Below are 18,716 nucleotides of genomic sequence, written 5' to 3'. Positions count from 1 at the left end.
ACGCGACAATGCCACGATGAGCGGGCAGGCGGAGCAGGGCGGAACGGACCATCACCCCGGCCCGCCACCGCACCCGGTGCCGGCCTGGCGACGGCGGCATCCGGGGGAGCACCGGTGGCCGGTGACCCTGGTGATCGCCGCCGCGATCGTGCTGCAACTGGTCACCCCGCCACAGTTCGCGTTCAGCCCGAGGTGGCTGCTCCCGGCCGTCGAGGGGACGCTGCTGCTCGTACTGCTGGTGGTGAACCCGTTCAGGATGAACCGCGAGTCGGCCGCCGTACGCGTGCTCGAACTGGCCCTGGTCGCGGTGGCGACGATGGCGGTGATCTGGTCCGCCGGGCGGCTGATCGTCCTGCTGGTGGCCGACGCCGCACCGGAGGACCCGGCGACGATCCTGCTCAGCGGGGCGGCCATCTGGCTGACCAACGTGATCGTCTTCGCGCTCTGGTACTGGGAACTCGACCGGGGCGGGCCGGCGGCGCGGGCGAACGTGCGGCGCCCGTACCCGGATCTGCTCTTTCCGCAGATGACCGCCGCGGACCTGGCGCCGCACGACTGGCGGCCGGTCTTCCTCGACTACCTGTACGTGGCCTTCACCAACTCGACCGCGTTCAGCCCGACCGACACGCTGCCGCTCAGCCGCTGGGCGAAGACGGCGATGATGCTCCAGTCGGCCGTGTCGCTGCTGGTCGTGGCACTGATCATCGCCCGAGCGGTGAACATCGTGCAGTAGCGGCGTGGCCGCCGCGCAGACCAGGACGGCTCCCGTATCCATGATCACAGTCCGCCGTAATTGCGTTGAGTGATCCCGGATTTACCGCCAGGCTGGAGGCTCCGCCCACTACGCCCTGGAGCTTCCGATGCGCCTGCTCCGCGATCTGTGGGCCACCTCACCGCGCCGTGTCGCGGCCGTGGCCTGTCTCATCGTGCTCGGTGCCGCCGGGCAGTCCGCCGCGTTGGCGCTGGCCGGGCCGGTGCTGGTGGACCGCTCGACCACCCTGTTCGCCGTGCTGGCCCTGTCCCTGGTCGTCGCCGTGCTCAGCGACCTGGTGGTCGGCCTCGTCACGGCCGGGCTGACCGCCGACTGGGCCGCCGACGTCCGCCGCCGGCTCTGCCGGGTCGCCCTCGGTCAGGACCTGCCGAGACTGGAGACCACACCGGTCGGGGAACTGCTCGACCGGATCGACGGCGACGTCTACCAGGTCGCCGCCGAACTGCGCGGCAGCGGCGTACGGATCGTGCAGATGCTGACCGCCGGGGTGCTGTCGATCGCGCTCGCGGTCGGCGTCTGGTGGCCGGCCGGAGTGGTCATGCTGCTGCTCGGCGTACTGCTGGCGATCGGCCTGGCCGGACCCACCCGGAAGATCGGTCCGGCCCGGATGGGCGAGGAGGAAGCCTGGTCGGACCTGGCCGCGGTGATGGAGGAGTCGATCCACGGACAGGACGACATCCGTACCAGCCTGGCCCGGCCGTACGTGCTGCGGATGTACGCCCAACGCGCCAGCCGGGTACTGGCCCGGGGACGGGTGGTGTGGGTGCTCTCCGCACGGGTCACCACCGTCGCCGTCGGTGTCACCCGCGCCGGCATCGCCGCGGTGGTCCTCGGCGGGGTCTGGGCGCTGACCAACGACCGGATCGACGGGGCCCGGCTCACCGCCGTCTGGCTGCTCGCCCTCGCCTTCGGCGCGACCGTCGAACACGTCAGCCGGATGGTGCCCGAGTTGCAGTACGCCCTCGGCGCCTGGGGGCGGGTGCAGTTGCTGCGCGACTCCCCGCAGGAGCCGGCCGGTGGCGCCCAGCCGGCCGACGGCGACCTGGAGATACGCGGCCTCACCTTCGGCTACGGCACGACCGGGTCGGACGGCGGACGCCGGCTGGCCCTGCGGGACGTCCGACTGACCTTCACCCGTGGCCACTCGTACGCCCTGATCGGGCGTACCGGCTCCGGCAAGTCGACCCTGGCCAAGGTGCTCACCCGGGCCGTCGACGTACCGCGCGGTGCGGTGTTCCTCGGCGGGACCGACCTGTGCGACCTGGACCTGGAGGGCCTGCGCCGGTGGATCGGCGTGGTCCCGCAGCGGACCGAGATCCTCGCCGGAACGCTCGCCGAGAACGTCGCCCTGTTCGACCCGCAACTGCACGCCTCGGCCGCCGGGGCGCTGGACGAGTTGGGCCTGACCCCCTGGGTCGCGGACCTGCCAGACGGGATGGAGACCAAGCTCGGCGAGGGCGGGCACGTGCTCTCGGCCGGGCAGGAGCAACTGGTCGCGTTCGCCCGGATCCTGGTCCGGGATCCGCACGTGGTGATCCTCGACGAGGCCACCGCCCGGATGGACCCGGTCACCGAGTCACGGGTGCAGTTGGCCACCGAACGGCTGCTGCGGGACAGGATCGGGATCGTCATCGCGCACCGGCTGTCCTCGGTGCGGCGCTGCGACGAGGTGGTGGTGCTCGCCGACGGCGAGGTGGTCGAGGCCGGACCGCTGCGCGAGTCGGAGCGCTTCGCCCGGCTGCTCGCCAGTACCCAGGCCACCTTCGATGCCGAGCCGGAACCGGTCCGCCGGATCGGGATCGGGGTGGGCGTCGGTGCCGGCGGCGGGCTCGCGCTGGCCCCGCCGGACGGCGACACCCTGCTGCGGGTGGACCCGGTCCGGGGCGCGGGGAGCGGCGCGGCGACGGCTAACGGCACCGCCACGGCGGTGGTGCCCGCACCGGAACGGACCGCCGTACGGGCGAAGGCCGATCCGCCGCCGCTGCCCGAACCGGCACGTGCGCGTACCGTTCGGGAGATCTTCCGGCTGGCCGGTAACGACCCCCGGTTCGGGCTCGGCGCGCTCGGGATGTTCCTGTTCATGGTGCTGCTCGGACTCGACGGGGCGATCCTGCCGTGGCTCTGGGCCGACCTGGTCGACGGACTGGGGGACCCGTTCTGGCCGGCCGTAGGGATCATGGCCGGGCTGGTGGCCGTGGTGCCGATGTCGTACTTCACCGGGCGGTGGTTCCCGGAGTGGTGGGTCCGGCAGATGCTCCGGATCAGCCTGCGGCTGGTGCACGGACAGACCGGGGCCCGCCGGGTCAGCGGACACACCCCGGCCGAGGTCGTCGCCCAGGGCGGCGACACCGAACGGGTGGTGATGCTCGCCGACAACCTGCTCGACCAGGCGGCCTGTTTCGTACTGCTGATCTCGATGACGCTGGTGTCGGGGACGCCGGTCCCGGCCCTCTTCTTCGGCGGCACGATCCTGTTCTCCGGACTGGCCGCCGCCCTGTTCGGGCCGATCCTGGAGCGCTCCGCGCGCAAGACGGTCGCCGCCCGGGCCGCGTTCGCGACCGCCCTGGTGTCGTCCCTCTCGGCCGCCCGTACGGTGAAACTGGCCGGTGCGACCCGGTCGGTGCTGGCACACCTCGCCCGACTCGACGTCATCCGCAGCGATCGGCAGCGGCGGGAGATCTCGACCCAGGTGTGGGCCCGCTCCACCCCCTCGATGATCGGTGGACTCCTGCCGATCGCCGCCTGGGCGCTCTACCTCAACGGCTCGCTGTCGTCGGGCGCGACCCTGGTGGCGGTCTCGACCCTGGGAGCGGTGCGGTGGTTCGCCTGGACCACGGCGTCCCTGGTCTCGCAACTGCCCTCGGCCCGGGTCTGGACCCGGCGTACGGTCGCGATGAGCGGGGTCGGGGCGTACTCGGCGGCGGTGCCGGGGGTGGACCTCTCCGAGGGAACCGCACCCGCACCGGAGGCGGCACCCCGGCATCCGCTGCGCCGGCTGGACCTGGTCGGCTTCAGCGCCGTCCACGAGGACGGGACGGTCGGCGTACACGAGGTCGACCTGACCGTCGAGACCGGGCAACTGGTGCTGGTGGTCGGGCCGGTCGGCGCGGGCAAGTCGTCGCTGCTGCGAGCCCTGGCCGGGATCGTCCACCACACCGGGGACATGCGCTGGAACGGGCAGCCGGTCACCGAACCCGAACTGTTCCTCCGCCCCAACCAGGTCGGTTACGTCGCACAGCTCCCGCGGGTGCTCTCCGGCACGGTGGCCGACAACATCCGGCTCGGGCACGAGGTGGACGCCGTCGGTGCGATCTCGACCGCGCAGCTGGAGCACGACCTGGCGGCGGCCGGGGGCGGGCTCGGGCTGCTGATCGGGCACAAGGGGACACGGCTGTCCGGTGGGCAGTTGCAGCGGCTCGCCCTGGCCCGCGCCCTGGCACCGCGTACGGAGTTGCTGATCGCCGACGACGTCTCCTCGGCCCTCGACGTCACCACCGAGTTGGAACTGTGGCGGGCGTTGCGCGGGCACGGGGTGACCGTGGTCGGATCGACCTCGAAGCGGGCCGCGTTGGCACAGGCAGACCTGGTGGTCGTGCTGGTCGACGGCGCGGTGGTGGCCCGGGGTACGTGGCGGGAACTGGCCGACCGTTGGGGTCACCTCGCGGGGTGACCCCAACGGGGGCGATCTCCCCGGCGCCCGTCGGCACGGTTCGGGCGGGTCGGTCAGCGGCGGTCGACGGTGAGGGTGGAGACGCCGGCGGTGGCGTCGATGTCGTACCGGTCGGTGGCGGTCTCCCAGGCCGGCGGTGTGATCACCGTGCCGCCGGCCACGCCGGACCGGCTGCTGCCGTCCACGGTGACGGTTCCGGCGCCGCCGCCCGCGCGCACCCGTGCCGGTGCGTTGCCGGTCAGGTGGACCAGGAACTGGCTGGCGCCGCCGCCCATCACCACCCGGACCGTGCCGCTCGCGGGTGGCAGGGTCACCTCGGCGCGGTTGGTGCCGGCGCTGAAGTCGACCTCCGCGACCCGGCCGCCGGTCAGGTCGACGATCTCCTCTCCGGCGCCGCCACCGAGCCGGATCCGCCAGCGGACCGCGTCGCTGAGCACGATGGTGACGATCGCCGGTCCGGCCCGACCGGTGCCGGCGAGCCCGGCCAGCACGGTGTCCCCGTCGACGTGCACCGACGGCCGTACCTTGGCGTCCTGCGGGGTGGAGATGCGGTACAGGTCGCCGCCGATACCGGCGGTGGTCACCCGTACCACGTCGGAGCCGTTGAGCAGGTCGAGCGTCGCCTCCCGCCGGTCGTTGCGCGCCCCGGCGACCGCGTGGTCGGCCGCACGGTCGGATTCGGCGGCGGCCGTCCGGTCCGGGTTGTCGTCCGACCAGCGGCCGTCGTGCCAGGTGCAGGCGGAGAGCAGCATGGCGGCGGCGAGCAGACCGCCGGCCGCCCGTCGACCCCGGACCAACGTACGGGTCACTTCGTCGCCTCCTCGTTGCCGATCTGTACGCCGCTACTACCCACCACGGCGCCCGCCGACGCCCCGACCGGCGCTGGTGTGCCGGTGATCATCGGCGGAAGGCGAGCACTCCGAGCACGCCGACGACGGCGAGGGCGACCATGGCCAGACCGAGCCCGCCGAGCAGGCGGGCGACAAACGCGCCGTCCGGCCCCTCCGACGGTTGCGCCCGGCTGCTCGCCGGGGACGCGCTCGACTCCGACGTGCTCGCTGATCCCGGCCCGGTCGCGTTCGCGGTGGGTGCCGGTGCGGGCCTGCCCTCCGGGGTGTAGCCGAGTACGGTCGGTCGGGTGGTGGCCGGTTGATCCGAGGTCTCGGAGACGGTCAGCAACAACCGGCCGTCCCGGCTGTACGTGATCGACTCTCCCTGGGGTTCGTCGGGCAGTGGGGTGATCCGGGGCACGCCCCGGGTGACGGCCTCGACCACGTTGCCGTCGGTGACGTCGAACTCGATCGCGTCGGCGTAGGTACGCAGCACCACCCGACTGCCGTCCGGTGCGGTGGCACCCCCGGTGACCATCAGCCGACCGAAGGCGGACCACGGATTGTCCGTGCCGGTACGCGGCAGGACGAACTCCCCGGCCTTGCGCATCCGTACGGTCGCACCGGCCTTGAGCGGCCCGTCGGGTACGTACAGCCGGGGTGTGCCGGGGTCCTTGGTGACGACGATCGGTGTGCCGTCGCCGGCGAGCAGCAGCGCCTCGGCGTCGTGTGCTCCGTCCGGATAGGACAGTCGGTGCAACACCGGCGCCTTGGCGCCCTTGGCCAGTCGCCAGAGTGCGATGTTCGTCCGGGCCCGGTCGTTGTCGCCGATGTCGGCGATCCAGATGGTGCCGTCGCGAGCCATCGCCACGTCCTCGGTGTCACGCGGGCGGCTCGGGTACGACACCGTCCTGGTCACCTTGCACGACCTGTCGAGGAAGAAGATCTTCCGGCGGCTCTCCAGGTCGGCACTGTCGTTGACCACCACGTATCCGTCGTCGGTGGCGACCATGCCGGAGATCTCGATCAGCCGTTCGTCGGTGACGACGCAGACCTCGGTGCCTTTCGATGGAGCCGCCACCACCGGTGTCGGCGCCATCGCATGCGCCGGTGCCGCCGTGAGTCCGACGAGCGGGGGCGCGGCCGTGATACCGACCAGTGCCGCCACGAGGATCCCGACGCGCAACATCGCGCAAGTCTGGCACCCGCCGCGTCCGTCCGGCCGACAGGGGAGGCGGACCGTCGCGGCCCGCCTCCTGTCCCGTCGGCAGTGCGGTCAGTGGCGGCGGGTGGCCCGCAGGACGGCGTCGTGGATGGTGATGGTCCGGCCCTCCGGATCGGTGGCCTGCCGAGGCGGCGTCGCGGCGGTGATGTCCCATTCGTTCGGGTCCAGGGTCGCCGCGACCTGTTCGGCGGTGAACATGAGGTCGGCCCGGTCGGGACGCCCCATCGAGGTGTCCAGGTCCGACGGGTGATGACCGACGATGAGCAGGGTCCCACCCGGCCGTACGGCCGCCGCCAGCCGGCGGTGCAGCGCCCGGAGCGCAGGCCGGGGCAGGTGCATGAACTGGGCCGACACCAGGTCGTACCGTGCCGGTGCGGGATCCCAGGACATCACGTCGACCTGTTGCCAGGTGAGCCGGTCGGCGATGTCGGCGCCCTGCTCGGTGGCCCGCTCGGCGGCGCGTTGCAGTGCCACTCCCGAGATGTCGACACCGGTGACCTGCCAGCCCCGGGCGGCGAGCCAGATCGCGTCGGCGCCCTCACCGCTGCCGACGTCCAACGCGGTAGCCGGGACCACGTCGGTGACGGTGTCGACGAGGTGCGGGTTCGGGTTCCCGCTCCAGATCCGCTCGGCGGAACCGTACCGCTCGTCCCAGAACTCGCGGGTGAACAGGATGGTCTCCGTCGAGTCGTGGTGGCCGTGCCCGGCTCCCGCCGTACGCGCCTCGCGGTACGCCGTGACAGCCTGCTCGGTCTCCTCAGCGATCAGGTCCGCGTTGATCGCGGCGGCGGCGGCGACCCCACCGGCGGCAGCCATGACAACCTGCGCGCTGAGGTCGGTGACGTTGCCGGCGACCCACACGCCCGGGACCTCGGTCAACCCGGTGGGGCCGGCGGCGATGCTCGCCCCGATGCCGCGCGGGTCCTCGACGGGTCGCAGTCCGAGGGTGGCCAGCACCTGCGAGGCGGCCACGAACCTGGGGGCGACCACCAACGCCTGCCGGGCGACCACGGTCCCGTCGGTCAGGCGTACGCCGGTGAGGTGGTCGTCGTCCACGTCGAGGGATTCGACGGTGCCCGGAACCACCCGGATGCCCCGGGCGGCGAGCTGCTCGGCCTGCTCGTCGGTCAGCTCCGGGGCGGTGTGGGTGAACAGGACGAGGTCCGATGTCCACTGCCGGAACAGCAGGGCCTGGTGTACGGACCACGATCCGGTCCCGAGGATCCCGATCGCCCGGTCCTGCACCTCCCACCCGTGGCAGTACGGGCAGTGCAGCACGTCCCGACCCCACCGCTCCCGTACGCCGGGGACGTCGGGGAGTTCGTCGACCAGTCCCGTGGTCACCAGCAGCCGCCGGGCGGTGACCAGCCGACCGTCGCCGAGAGTCACCTCGAAGCCGTCGCCGGTACGGCGGGCGCGGACAGCCTCCCCCGGCAGCAGGAGGCCGCCGTAGTGGTCGACCTCCTTGCGGCCGGTTTCGAGCAGTTCGTGCGGGGAGATCCCGTCATGGGACAGGAACCCGTGCACCCCGGCGGCAGGGGCGTTGCGGGGCGTTCCCGCGTCGATCACGATCACCGAGCGCCGGGCCCGGCCCAGCACCACCGCCGCGCTCAGCCCGGCGGCACCCCCGCCGATGACCGCGACGTCGAACGTCCGGGTCGGCTGTTCTGCCTGTTCACTGGTCATGGTGACCACCTCCGAGACCACTGTGCGGCGGTCGGCACAGATCGGCAAACATTCTTGCCGTTGTGGCAAACTGGGGCGATGGACGACAACCTGGAGAGCGTGCTCACCGCGGTCGGGCCCCGGCTGCGTACGCTGCGCCGGCAACGCGAGATCACGCTGACCAGCCTCTCCGAGGCGACCGGCATCTCCGTCTCCACCCTGTCCCGGCTGGAGTCCGGTCAACGTCGTCCCACCCTGGAACTGCTCCTGCCCCTGGCCCGCGCGTACGGGGTCCAGATCGACGAGCTGGTCGGCGCCCCGCCGACCGGGGACCCCCGGGTCCACCTGCGCCCGGTCAACCTCAACGGGATGACCCTGGTGCCGCTGACCCGTCGCGCCGGCGGGCTCCAGGCGTACAAGATGCTCATTCCGGCGGCCCGGCCGACAACCGTGCCGGAGCCGAAGACCCACGAGGGCTACGAGTGGCTCTACGTCCTCAGCGGGCGGCTCCGGCTGGTCCTCGGCGACCAGGATCTCGTCCTCGTACCGGGTGAGGCGGCCGAGTTCGACACCCGCGTACCGCACTGGTTCGCCAGCGCCGACTCCACACCCGTCGAGGTGCTCAGCCTCTTCGGACGCCAGGGCGAACGCGCCCACGTACGCGCCAGATCCCTACCCTGACGGCAGCGCCGGTGTCCCGCGCGCTCCGGGCGCCCACGACGGTCATCGACAGTTCGTCGCGTCGACCCTGTCGGGCGCCGACCCCGGTGACTCCGGCCCGGAAGGCGCGGCGGCCATCGTCGGGCCGACCGTCGCCGCCGGACGAACCGCCAGGATCCGGAACAGCAGCGCGACGATCACCGCGAGCCAGAAGATCGACAGCCCGTCGTAACCCAGCGCGGCGGCCATCACACCGGCCAGCAGGGCACCCAGCGCGGCGGCGAGCTGGACGAAGAAGTCCGAGGCGCCCTGCGCCATCGTCCGGAGCTGGCCCTCGGTGGCAGAGGTGATCAACACCGAGCCGGCGAGATAACCGGCGGCCCAGCCGACGCCGAGCAGCGTCAGCCCGAGGCCGACCATGACCGTGTCACCCGCCGGTGACATCGCGAGCACGAACGCGGCCGTCGCCATCACGCCGAGACCCGTCACCAGCAGTGGGTACGGCCCGAGCCGGTCGGACAGGTAGCCCACCACGGGACCGGGCAGGTACATCGCCGCGGAGTGCGCGCCGATCACCAGGCCGATGGAGGTGAGCGTCACGGCGCCGTGGCTCAGGTGGATCGGTGCCATGTTCATCAGCGAGATCATCGCGGTGTGGACGGTGACCACCACCGCGATCCCCCGTCGGATCACCGGATTGCGCAGGCTCGCCCTCAGCGCGGCACGGGTGTTGCGTCGCTTGCGTACCGGCTCGCGTCCCATCGATCGGGCCAGCAGCAGGGGATCCGGCCGCAGGGCCACCAGCACCAGCAGACCGGCCACGGCGAGACCCGCGGCCACCGCGGCGAACGGTGCGGTGAACTCCGCGAGGCTTCCCGCACCGAGCTGTTCCACCCCACCGGCCAGCGGTGGGCCGAGTACGGATCCGGTGATGGCGCTCCAGGACAGGATGCCCATCGACCGGCCGATCCGGTCGGCGTCGGCGAGGTCGGTCACGGCGAATCTGGCCTGGAGCCCGGCCGCGAGCGCCGCGCCGACGCCCAGCGCGCCGAGGAGCAGCAGCGGATAGCTCGACACGGTCGCGCTGACCACCACCAGCGCGGAGCCGGCGGCACCGGCCAGGTAGCCGGTGGCGATCCCCGCGCGGCGACCCCGTTTCGCCGACAGCGCGGCCAGCGGGATGCTGACCAGTACCCCGCCGCAGAAGATGAGGGCCTGCGCGAAGCCGGCGCCACGGGCCGATCCGGTCATCCGCTCGGCGATGAGCGAGACGAGCGGACCGGTCATCGCGAAGACCAGGAAGAACACCGCCTGCACCACCAGGATCGACACGACGACGCGGCGCTGGACGCGGCGGAGCGCTGGATAGTCGGTTCCGGTGGCTGGATCCGGGGGGCCGGGCTCGGTCTGCACGGTGCTCTCCTCGATGGGAGGTGGGGCACCGTGGTCGCCGGTGCCTATGCGGCTGGTCTCTGCGCGGTACGGCGACCCAGCCCGTCCGGTGTCGACATCACGGTTGGACGTCTCCGGAGCCGGACCACCGGCCCCGGTCTCGACGGGGACGGCGGTGCGACCAGCCACGACCCCGGAATCCGGGCGACCGGACAGATGAAGAGGGGGGACGGGATCTCCGTCGCCCTTCTCCGGAGGAGGTCGAAGCGGTACCCGTTCTGCCCCGAAGGGTGCTTCTCGCGCAGAACGGTCTTGCGCGTCTTCACCGAAACCTTCTTCCGTTCGTCACCGTCTCGTCATCGTTTGTGAACATCCTTGGCTTTCACATTCTGCGGCCACAACTTCGAGCGTGCTCTCGTCCGGAAAGCGGTGCCGTGGGGAGTGGGCTGCGGCGGGGTTCACCTTGAATTCATCGCCCTGAATTCTCGGAGCCTGCTGGCCGGCCTCGCCGGCGGGAGCGGACCGGGGACCGGGCGGCCACGGGCGGGCGCCCGGAAATCCCGGCGGAAAAAGTTCGGCGCCGGTGTCGAAATCGGGTCGTCCCGTTCGAGCTACAGGTAGCGGGCCGGCAAGGCGGCCCCCGAACCCGAAGGGGACGGCGATGTCCCAGACGAATCCGCCCGTCACGGCCGAGGCGGCGGCCGACCGACCGGCCGCCGCCGGGCTCAGGCTCACCGGGCGGCTCCTGGCCGCCGGTGTCGTCGCCGGTCCGCTGTACGTCCTGGTGTCGGTGGCCCAGATGCTGGTACGGGACGGCTTCGACCCGACCCGGCACGCCTGGAGCCTGCTCGCCAACGGCACGGCGGGATGGGTCCAGAGCACCAACCTGATCGTGACCGGCCTCCTGGTGGTCGCCGGGGCGGTAGGGCTGCGACGCACCCTCGACCCCGGACGGGCCAGCACCTGGGCGCCCCGGCTGCTCGGGAGCTACGGCCTGGGTCTGGTGTCCGGCGGGATGTTCCGGGCCGACCCGGGACAGGGCTTCCCACCGGGTACGCCGGAGCAGGGCACCGGCACCTCCTGGCACGGTCTGCTCCACTTCGGCCTGGGCGGCGTCGGCTTCGTCGCCTTGGTCGCGGCGTGTTTTGTGCTCGCCCGCCGGTTCGTCGCCGACGACCAGCGAGGATGGGCGGTGTTCTCGCGCCTGACCGGGGCACTGTTCCTCGCCGGGTTCGTCGCCGTGGCCGGTGGTGGCGGCAGTTCCTGGGCGACGCTGTCGTTCACCGTGGCGATCGTCCTGGCCTGGACCTGGCTCTCGCTGGTGTCGGCGTACCACCATGGCCGGTCCCGCCGGCTCCACCGATGATCCTTCCGCCCCACCACCATCCGAGGGAGTTCGACCATGCGATACCTGGCACTGCTCCGGGCCAAACAGCCGACCACGCCCGTACCACCCGAGTTGATGGCGGCGATCGCCAAGCTCGGTGAGGAGGCGACCACCTCCGGCAGCCTGCTCGACACCGGTGGCCTGGCGCCGAGCGCGGCCGGCGCGCGGGTCACCGTCGCCGGCGGGGACCTGACCGTGACCGACGGCCCGTTCGCCGAGGCGAAGGAGGTCATCAGCTACGCCCTCTACGAGGTACGCGCCAAGGAGGAGGTGGTCGAGTGGACCTCCCGGTTCATGAAGGCGCACCGGGACCTCTGGCCGGGTTGGGAGGGCGACGCCGACATCCTGAAGGTGTTCGGGCCGGAGGACTTCCCGTTCCCGGAATGACCCGACCGGTGGTTGGATCGGTGGTCGTGACGGCTACCGATCCGGCACCGGACGATCCGGGGCAGGCCGCCAGGCGTGCCGTGGAGGCGGTCTGGCGGATCGAGTCCGCCCGGCTGATCGCCCGGATCGCCCGGCTGGTCCGCGACGTCGGGCTGGCCGAGGAGATCGCCCAGGACACCCTGGTCGCCGCGCTCGTGCAGTGGCCGGCGACCGGCGTACCCGATGATCCCGGGCCGTGGCTGACGGCGACCGCGAAACATCGCGCGGTCGACCTGCTGCGGCGGCAGCAGCGGTACGCGACCAAGCTCGACCTGCTCGGCCGCGACGTCGAGATCCAGCAGGAGTACGCCGAGGCGGCCCTCGACGACATCCTCGACGACCACATCGGCGACGATCTGCTGCGGCTGATCTTCACGGCCGCGCACCCGGTGCTGCCGGTGCAGGCGCGGGTGGCGCTGACCCTGCGGATGGTCGGCGGCCTCACCACCGGCGAGATCGCCCGCGCGTTCCTCGTGCCGGAGGCCACCGCGGCCCAGCGCATCGTCCGGGCCAAACGCGCGCTCGCCGCCGCGCGGGTCCGGTTCGAGCTGCCCACCCCGGCCGAACTCGTCGACCGGCTCGGCTCGGTACTGGAGATCGTCTACCTGATCTTCAACGAGGGGTACGCCGCGACCGGTGGCCCGGCCTGGTCCCGACCCGAGCTGTGCCAGGAGGCGCTGCGGCTGGGTCGACTCCTCGCCGGCCTGCTGCCGGACGAACCCGAGGTGCACGGCCTGGCGGCCCTGATGGAGCTGCAAGCCTCCAGGCTGGGCGCCCGGACCGACCCGGACGGGCAGCCGGTGCTCCTGCCGGACCAGGACCGCCGCCGCTGGGACCGGCTGCTCGTTCGTCGAGGGCTCGCCGCCCTCGACCGTGCCGAGACACTCGGCGGCGGCGTCTACACCCTCCAGGCCGCGATCGCCGCCTGCCATGCCCGCGCCGCCCGCGCGGACCTGACCGACTGGTCCCGGATCGCGGCACTCTACGAGGTGCTCGCCCACCTCCAGCCGTCCCCGGTGATCCTGCTGAACCGGGCCGTCGCGGTCGGCCTCGCCGACGACCCGGTACGCGGACTCGCCCTCGCCGACGACCTCGCCCACGAGCGGGCGCTGCGTGACTACCCCCAACTCCCGGCCGTGCGCGGAGAACTGCTGGCCCGGCTCGGACGGGCGGACGAGGCACGCGCGGAGTTCACCCGAGCCGCCGCCCTCACCCGCAACGACGGCGAGCGGACCCTGTTCCGGCGGCGTGCCGAGGGCCTGCGCGGCCCGACCGGCTAGTCCGGCAGGCGGGCGTCGGAGAGCTTGGCGAGGATCTCGTCCACGGTCTCGTCCGGTGTCTGGTCGGAGTTGTCCAGCCACAGTCCGATCCTCGGGGTGTCCCGACGCAGCGACCGGTCCAACACCTCGACCGTCCAGTCGCCGTACCCGCGCTTGCCACGGGTGTTCTCGCGGGTCTGCACCACCTCCGGCCTCGGCGCGAGGACAACCAGGTGCCGGGGTCGGGCGGTCAGGAGGTCGACGTACTCGGTCAGTTCGGGGCCGAGGACGACGTCCTGCACCACGGCGGCGAAGCCCGCCTCGGCGTACGCGTCCGCGACGCTCGCGGCGAGGCGGTAGCGCAACCAGAGCTGGGCGGTCGCCTCGGTGGTCTGTTCCGGAGTCAGCTCCTCCCGGTTCGTGACCACCATTCTTCGGAACACGTCACCCCGGACGTGGGCCGCGAGGGGAAGCCGTTCCGCGAGGAGTTGCGCCACGGTCGACTTGCCGGCTGCCATCACGCCGGTGATGACGATGACGCCAGGGGTCGGGACGGACACTCCAGCCTCCTCCGGTAACGCGGGTCGGGCCAACCCGCCGGGTCCAGTCTCCCAACGGACCGCCCGCCCGGTGTGTCCTACGGCAGGCGAGTCCGGCGGGTGGTCCGAGGACCACCCGCCGACGTCACCCGCTTCACCAGCCCCGAGACGGCACAGAACCGATGATCAGGCCCGCTCCCGGCCAGCCGTAGTCGTTGGTGCTGATCAGCCGCCGTGGCTCCACCCGTTGCTTTCGACCACGCCGGGGTGGTCCCAGCCGTTGCTGTCGACCACGCCGGGGTGGTCCCAGGTGTTGGTGGCGACCCGGCCGGGGTGGTCCCAGCCGTTGGCGTGCGCGTCGCCGGCCTGGGCCGGTGTAACCATGATGCCGAGCGCCAGTCCCGCCGCGAATGTCGCGCCGACCAGCAGACGTCCTACTCGCATGACTTCTTCCCTTCTGAAACCCCCGTTGACACAGTCGAGTCTGACCGGCACGGTCGGGTCGAATCCACTCCGATCTACACCATTCGGATTGCGCCGAATTGCTTGCGAACAGGTCCCGGTGCCGGTGGCGGCGCCCCCGCCGGGGTCGGGTCGGCCGGGTTCGTGCGGGTCGTCCGCGACCCGCCGGGGGCGTACGCACGGTCGGGTGATGTCCCCGCCGAGCCGCCTCGGCCGGCCCGTACCGCTGGCTACTTTGCCGGGGTGAACCAGAACCGACCGCGGGTCGCCCGGCACCGGCGAACTGCCGCCATCGCCGCCACCGTCGCCCTGCTCTGCGGTCGGCTGGCCGTGGTGGCGGTGACCACCCTGATGGTGATCGTCGGGATGCCGGCACCCGCGCACTCCGGCCGTCCCGACACCGGGCCCGCCGATGGTCGTGACCCCTGGTCCGCCGACCACGCCGACCCGTTGCCGCCGCGAGCCGAGCTGGCCTGGCTCGCCACCGAGAACGCCATCTTCGCGGTCGACGCGGCCGAACGCATCGTCCGGTACCGGGGCTGCGACGGCGACACCGGCCGGGTGTTGGACCAGGGGATGGTGGTGACCGACGGGGTCGCCACCGGACGGGTGACGGTCAACGGCATCACGTACGTCTACCGGGTGCCGTTGCGTGGCCGGGCCGAGGGAGCCGTCGAGATCCACCGCCCCGACCTGGAACCCGTGGTGCTGACCGGGGAGGTGGTGACCAACCCGCAGCCGCCCGTCGACCGGCGACGCGGTGCGGAGCTGTTGCCGCTCACCGAGCAACTGCGGGAGATCGTCGCCGCCTCGCCCAACCCGACCGGTGTGGCCGTACGCGACCTGTCCGGCCGGTACGGCGACCAGCAGATCGAGGTGAACGGGACCTTCCGCCCGAAGGCGGCGAGTGTCATCAAGCTGTGGATCCTCGCGGAACTGCTGCGTGAGGTCGACTGCGGGTGGGAGTCGTTGTCCGACGGTGTGCTGGTCCGGCCCGAGGACGTGGTCGGCGGCTCCGGTGAGTTGCAGCACGAGACGTTCCCGCAGGTGGTGACGCTGTACCGGCTCGCCCGGTACATGATCATCTACAGCGACAACACGGCGGCGAACGTACTGATCAATCACCTCAACGGGTTCGTCCGGGTGAACGCGCTGATCGACACGATGCTGCTGAAGCAGACCGCCCTCAACCGCCGGATGCTCGACACCGCGGCAGCCGCGCGCGGCGAGGAGAACTACCTCACCGCCGACGACGTCGTGTCCCTGCTCGGCGCGGTCTGGGACGGGAACATCCTCTCGCCCGCGTCCCGGGCGCTGATGATCTCGTTCATGCTGGAGCAGACCATCAACACGAAGATCCCGGCCGCACTGCCGCCGGGCGTACCGGTCGCGCACAAGACCGGCGAGCTGCCGGACGCCTCGCACGACGTCGGTTACCTGCTCATCCCGCACTCCGAGGTGGCGGTCGCCTTCGTCACCTCCGGCCCGGAGGCCACCGGCGCCGAGACCGTACGCCAGCTCGCCCGAGCCGTGTACGACTACCTCGTGCCCGTGGACGCCGCCGTCACCGGCTTCGGCCCCGCCCCGGACGGCGGGAAGTAGCCGCTTCCTCCGGCAGGGTGACCACGGTCAGGGCCGGGGCGATTCGAAGGTCCTCGTACGAGCGGCGCTTTGTCCCGCCGATCGGGCGGATCGCCCGGGTCCACGGGACATCCCCCGCGCGACGATGGTGACCGGGCGTTCGGCAACGAGGCTCGGACCTCAACGACGATCCCGAGTGGACGTTGTCTCGCCTACGCTCCGGCGAGCCGGCGCGCTGCCCGTACGGGCGCGCGCCGATCCACCTTCGACCATCGAACCGAGGAGTCACGATGACCGACGTCCCCACCGAGACCGACGGGCAGATTCTGCTGCTCGCCGCCGACAACACCTTCGCCCATCTCTACGGCGACCTCGCCGCGGTGCTGGCCGAGCCGGAGCAGGGTGACCGGTTCGGTGGCGCGGTCGAGTTCTTCCACACCGACGGCCGGCGCCTGGCCCCGTACTTCGGGGTCGACTGGCGGCTGGCGGATCTGCAACCGAGCGCCGAGCCGGCCGATCCGGACGAGCTCCAGCGGCGGCTCCAGGCGGTCTTCGAGCACGTGGAGCGGTACCTGAAGGACCACCCCGAGTTCACCGACCGGTTCCGGGTCAGTGTCGAGCAACTGGTCGACGAGATGCCCGCGCCCACCGGCGGCACGTTGCAGGACGCGATCGAGGCGCTGCCGTGGCACATGCACGGCAACAAGGGCAATTTCCTGCACAACGCCATGCACGCCGCCGGCTGGGCCTGACCAACCGTCGGCGCCCCGGGGAGGCCCTACTTGATGTCGACCGCAGCACCAATGATCAACCGCCGACGGGTGCTCGCCGCCGCGGCGGTGGTGATCGCCGTACTCGTGGTGGTGGGGCAGTGGTTCCAGCCGGCACCGGGTGGGCCGACCGCGATGACCGCGGTGATCGCCGCGTCGTTCACCGCGCTGGGCGGCCTGGTGCTGGCCGGCGTGCCCGGCCACCCGGTCGGGCGGTTGATGTTCGCGGCCGGACTCACCGCCGCCGTCGCGGTCCTGGCACTGAGCTGGCTCGCCTGGTTGCCGCTGGCCTGGCTGGTCCAGTGGCTGTGGTGGCCGCCGTACGGCCTGATCTTCCTGGCGCTGCTGTACTTCCCGGACGGAAGGCTGCCCGGCCCGCGTTGGCGGGTGGTCGCGGCGGCGATCGTGGCGTCGACCGCGCTCACCACCGGGGCGCTCGCCGTGGCCGCCCTCGACGATCCCCGCAACCTGCTCTTCTCCGGTGAGCCGGCCGCGACCGAACGGGCCCAACTGCTCGTACGGATCGCGTTGCTGTCGATCGGGGTCGGCCTGCTCGGGCTGGTGGCGGTGCTGGTGTCGCTCGTACAACGGTGGCGCCGGTCGGTCGGGGAGGTTCGCCAGCAACTGGCCTGCCTGCTCGCCGCCGGAGTCCTCTTCCTGCTCGGGCTGCTGCTCGACGGGATCAACCTGGCCGGGGCCTGGGTCCTGATGGTGATCGCCATCCCGGCCGCGATGACCCTCGCCGTGCTGCGCTACCGCCTGTACGGGCTCGAGCAGGTGATCAACCGGACCCTGGTGTGGCTGGTGATGAGCCTGCTGGTGATCGCGGGCTTCGTGGCCATCGTCACCCTGCTGCGCGACATCCTGCTGCGCGGCAGCACCTCCAACGCCTCGCTCGTCGCGACCGGCCTGATCGCGGTGACCTTCGAACCGTTGCGGCACCGGGTGCAGCGCGGGGTGAACCGGCTGCTCTACGGCGACCGGGACGACCCGTACGCGGTGCTCGCCCGGCTGGGTGACCTGCTGGAGCGGACCGTCCAGCCGGATGCGGTCCTGCCGCTGCTGACCGGCACCATCGCGCGCTCGTTGCAGGTGCCGTACGTCGCGGTCGAGGTCGACGGTGCGGACGGGCCGAGACTGCACGCCGAACACGGCCGGGCGACCACGTCGGTGGAGAGGTTCGACATGCTCACCCACGGCGAGCGGGTGGGGAGCCTGATCGTGGCCCACCGCCGCTCCGGCAGCCGGTTCACCCCGGTCGAGCGCCGGCTGCTCAGCGACGTGGCGCTGCACGCCTCGGTCGCCACGGCCACCGCCCGGCTCATCCGTGACCTCCAGGAGTCCCGGGAACGCCTGGTTATGGCTCGCGAGGAGGAACGGCGGCGACTGCGCCGGGACCTGCACGACGGGCTCGGCCCGACCTTCGCCGGGATGTCGATGCAGGTACGGGCGGCCCGGAAGATGGCCGACGGGCAGGACCGGCTCGGCCGGGTCCTCGACGGGCTCGCTGACGACCTGCGCACCTGCACCCAGGAGGTGCGGCAACTGGTCGACCAGTTGCGGCCGGCGGCGCTGGACCGGGGGCTGGAGTCGGCGCTCCGGGTCGAGTGCGAGCGTTTCGACGGTCCACAGTTGTCGGTACGGCTGAGCGTGGAACACGACCTGCGCGGACTCTCCGCAGCGGTCGAGGTGGCGGCGTACCGGGTGGTGTCGGAGGCGCTGGCGAACGTGGCCCGGCACGCCGGTGCGAGCGCCTGCGAGGTGACCGTACGCCGGGACCACCAGCTCGTCGTCGAGGTGGTCGACGACGGGATCGGGTTCGCCGGTCCCCGGCCCGGTGGAGTCGGTGTGGAGTCGATGCGGGAACGCGCCGCCGAACTGGGTGGGGACTGCGAGATCTCCGAGGTGTCGCCGCACGGGACGCGGGTCCGGGTCCGGCTGCCCTGTGCCGAGTTCGCGCCCGACGCGACCGGTACGGTTGCCGTACAACAGGTTGGTCCCGGTGACCCGGTCGGGCCCGGCGGTGCCGTCGGGCCGGAACCGGCCGCCCGGTCGCTGGGTGAGTGAGGCGGCGAGTC

Annotated in this window: 15 protein-coding genes and 1 pseudogene; 9 read left to right on the top strand and 7 right to left on the bottom strand. The window is 72.2% G+C overall.

Annotated features, from left to right (window positions below; genetic code table 11):
• Positions 1-16 precede the first annotated feature (16 nt).
• Both OIE47_RS02890 and OIE47_RS02885 read left to right on the top strand, forming a co-directional pair.
• Positions 17-733 (top strand): hypothetical protein, encoded by a 717-nt coding sequence (locus OIE47_RS02890; RefSeq protein WP_326559916.1) that lies wholly within the window; start codon positions 17-19, stop codon positions 731-733.
• Positions 734-860: 127 nt separating this feature from the next.
• Positions 861-4,442, top strand: a complete 3,582-nt coding sequence (locus OIE47_RS02885) for an ABC transporter ATP-binding protein (protein ID WP_326559915.1) — start codon at positions 861-863, stop codon at positions 4,440-4,442.
• A 53-nt stretch (positions 4,443-4,495) separates the two neighbouring features.
• Here the strand turns inward: OIE47_RS02885 and OIE47_RS02880 are convergent, their stop codons facing one another.
• The 4 genes and pseudogenes from OIE47_RS02880 to OIE47_RS02865 all read right to left on the bottom strand — a co-directional run.
• The gene (locus OIE47_RS02880; RefSeq protein ID WP_326559914.1) at positions 4,496-5,251 is read right to left on the bottom strand and encodes a hypothetical protein; all 756 of its coding nucleotides are present in this window, start codon (positions 5,249-5,251) and stop codon (positions 4,496-4,498) included.
• A gap of 88 nt (positions 5,252-5,339) precedes the next feature.
• Positions 5,340-6,461: a hypothetical protein gene (locus OIE47_RS02875; RefSeq protein ID WP_326559913.1), complete on the bottom strand. Its 1,122-nt coding sequence runs from the start codon at positions 6,459-6,461 to the stop codon at positions 5,340-5,342.
• A gap of 87 nt (positions 6,462-6,548) precedes the next feature.
• Entirely contained in the window at positions 6,549-7,169 is a 621-nt protein-coding gene (locus tag OIE47_RS02870) for a class I SAM-dependent methyltransferase (RefSeq protein ID WP_326562977.1), read from the bottom strand.
• Between the two features lie 42 nt (positions 7,170-7,211).
• Positions 7,212-8,183: pseudogene (locus OIE47_RS02865) on the bottom strand (NAD(P)/FAD-dependent oxidoreductase); the annotation flags it as partial.
• Between the two features lie 78 nt (positions 8,184-8,261).
• On the opposite strand from OIE47_RS02865, the gene OIE47_RS02860 reads away from it, so the two are divergent.
• Complete coding sequence (locus tag OIE47_RS02860; RefSeq protein ID WP_326559912.1) at positions 8,262-8,843, top strand: helix-turn-helix domain-containing protein; 582 nt, start codon at positions 8,262-8,264, stop codon at positions 8,841-8,843.
• Between the two features lie 42 nt (positions 8,844-8,885).
• Here the strand turns inward: OIE47_RS02860 and OIE47_RS02855 are convergent, their stop codons facing one another.
• Positions 8,886-10,235, bottom strand: coding sequence for an MFS transporter (locus OIE47_RS02855; RefSeq protein WP_326559911.1), 1,350 nt, complete (start codon positions 10,233-10,235; stop codon positions 8,886-8,888).
• 640 nt (positions 10,236-10,875) lie between these two features.
• Here OIE47_RS02855 and OIE47_RS02850 point away from each other — a divergent pair.
• Genes OIE47_RS02850 through OIE47_RS02840 form a run of 3 tightly spaced genes read left to right on the top strand, consistent with a single transcriptional unit; the run spans position 10,876 to position 13,307 of the window.
• Positions 10,876-11,580, top strand: a complete 705-nt coding sequence (locus OIE47_RS02850; protein WP_326559910.1) for a DUF998 domain-containing protein — start codon at positions 10,876-10,878, stop codon at positions 11,578-11,580.
• A gap of 36 nt (positions 11,581-11,616) precedes the next feature.
• Positions 11,617-11,988 (top strand): YciI family protein, encoded by a 372-nt coding sequence (locus OIE47_RS02845; RefSeq protein WP_326559909.1) that lies wholly within the window; start codon positions 11,617-11,619, stop codon positions 11,986-11,988.
• Between the two features lie 26 nt (positions 11,989-12,014).
• Positions 12,015-13,307, top strand: coding sequence for an RNA polymerase sigma factor (locus tag OIE47_RS02840; RefSeq protein ID WP_326559908.1), 1,293 nt, complete (start codon positions 12,015-12,017; stop codon positions 13,305-13,307).
• Here the strand turns inward: OIE47_RS02840 and OIE47_RS02835 are convergent.
• Positions 13,304-13,846, bottom strand: coding sequence for an AAA family ATPase (locus tag OIE47_RS02835; RefSeq protein WP_326559907.1), 543 nt, complete (start codon positions 13,844-13,846; stop codon positions 13,304-13,306). The genes OIE47_RS02840 and OIE47_RS02835 overlap by 4 nt on opposite strands.
• Before the next feature lie 204 nt (positions 13,847-14,050).
• Positions 14,051-14,269, bottom strand: coding sequence for a hypothetical protein (locus tag OIE47_RS02830; protein ID WP_326559906.1), 219 nt, complete (start codon positions 14,267-14,269; stop codon positions 14,051-14,053).
• A 261-nt stretch (positions 14,270-14,530) separates the two neighbouring features.
• Between OIE47_RS02830 and OIE47_RS02825 the strand changes: the two genes are divergently transcribed.
• From OIE47_RS02825 to OIE47_RS02815, 3 genes are all read left to right on the top strand, one after another.
• Complete coding sequence (locus OIE47_RS02825) at positions 14,531-15,889, top strand: serine hydrolase (protein WP_326559905.1); 1,359 nt, start codon at positions 14,531-14,533, stop codon at positions 15,887-15,889.
• A gap of 269 nt (positions 15,890-16,158) precedes the next feature.
• Positions 16,159-16,620, top strand: a complete 462-nt coding sequence (locus OIE47_RS02820) for a hypothetical protein (protein ID WP_326559904.1) — start codon at positions 16,159-16,161, stop codon at positions 16,618-16,620.
• Positions 16,621-16,653: 33 nt separating this feature from the next.
• Entirely contained in the window at positions 16,654-18,705 is a 2,052-nt protein-coding gene (locus tag OIE47_RS02815) for an ATP-binding protein (protein ID WP_326559903.1), read from the top strand.
• The last annotated feature ends 11 nt before the right edge of the window (positions 18,706-18,716 follow it).

The sequence above is a fragment of the Micromonospora sp. NBC_01796 genome (genome assembly GCF_035917455.1).
Taxonomy (GTDB): Bacteria; Actinomycetota; Actinomycetes; order Mycobacteriales; family Micromonosporaceae; genus Micromonospora_G.
Note: the sequence above shows the minus strand (reverse complement) of the source record. Positions and strands in the feature narration are given on the sequence as shown.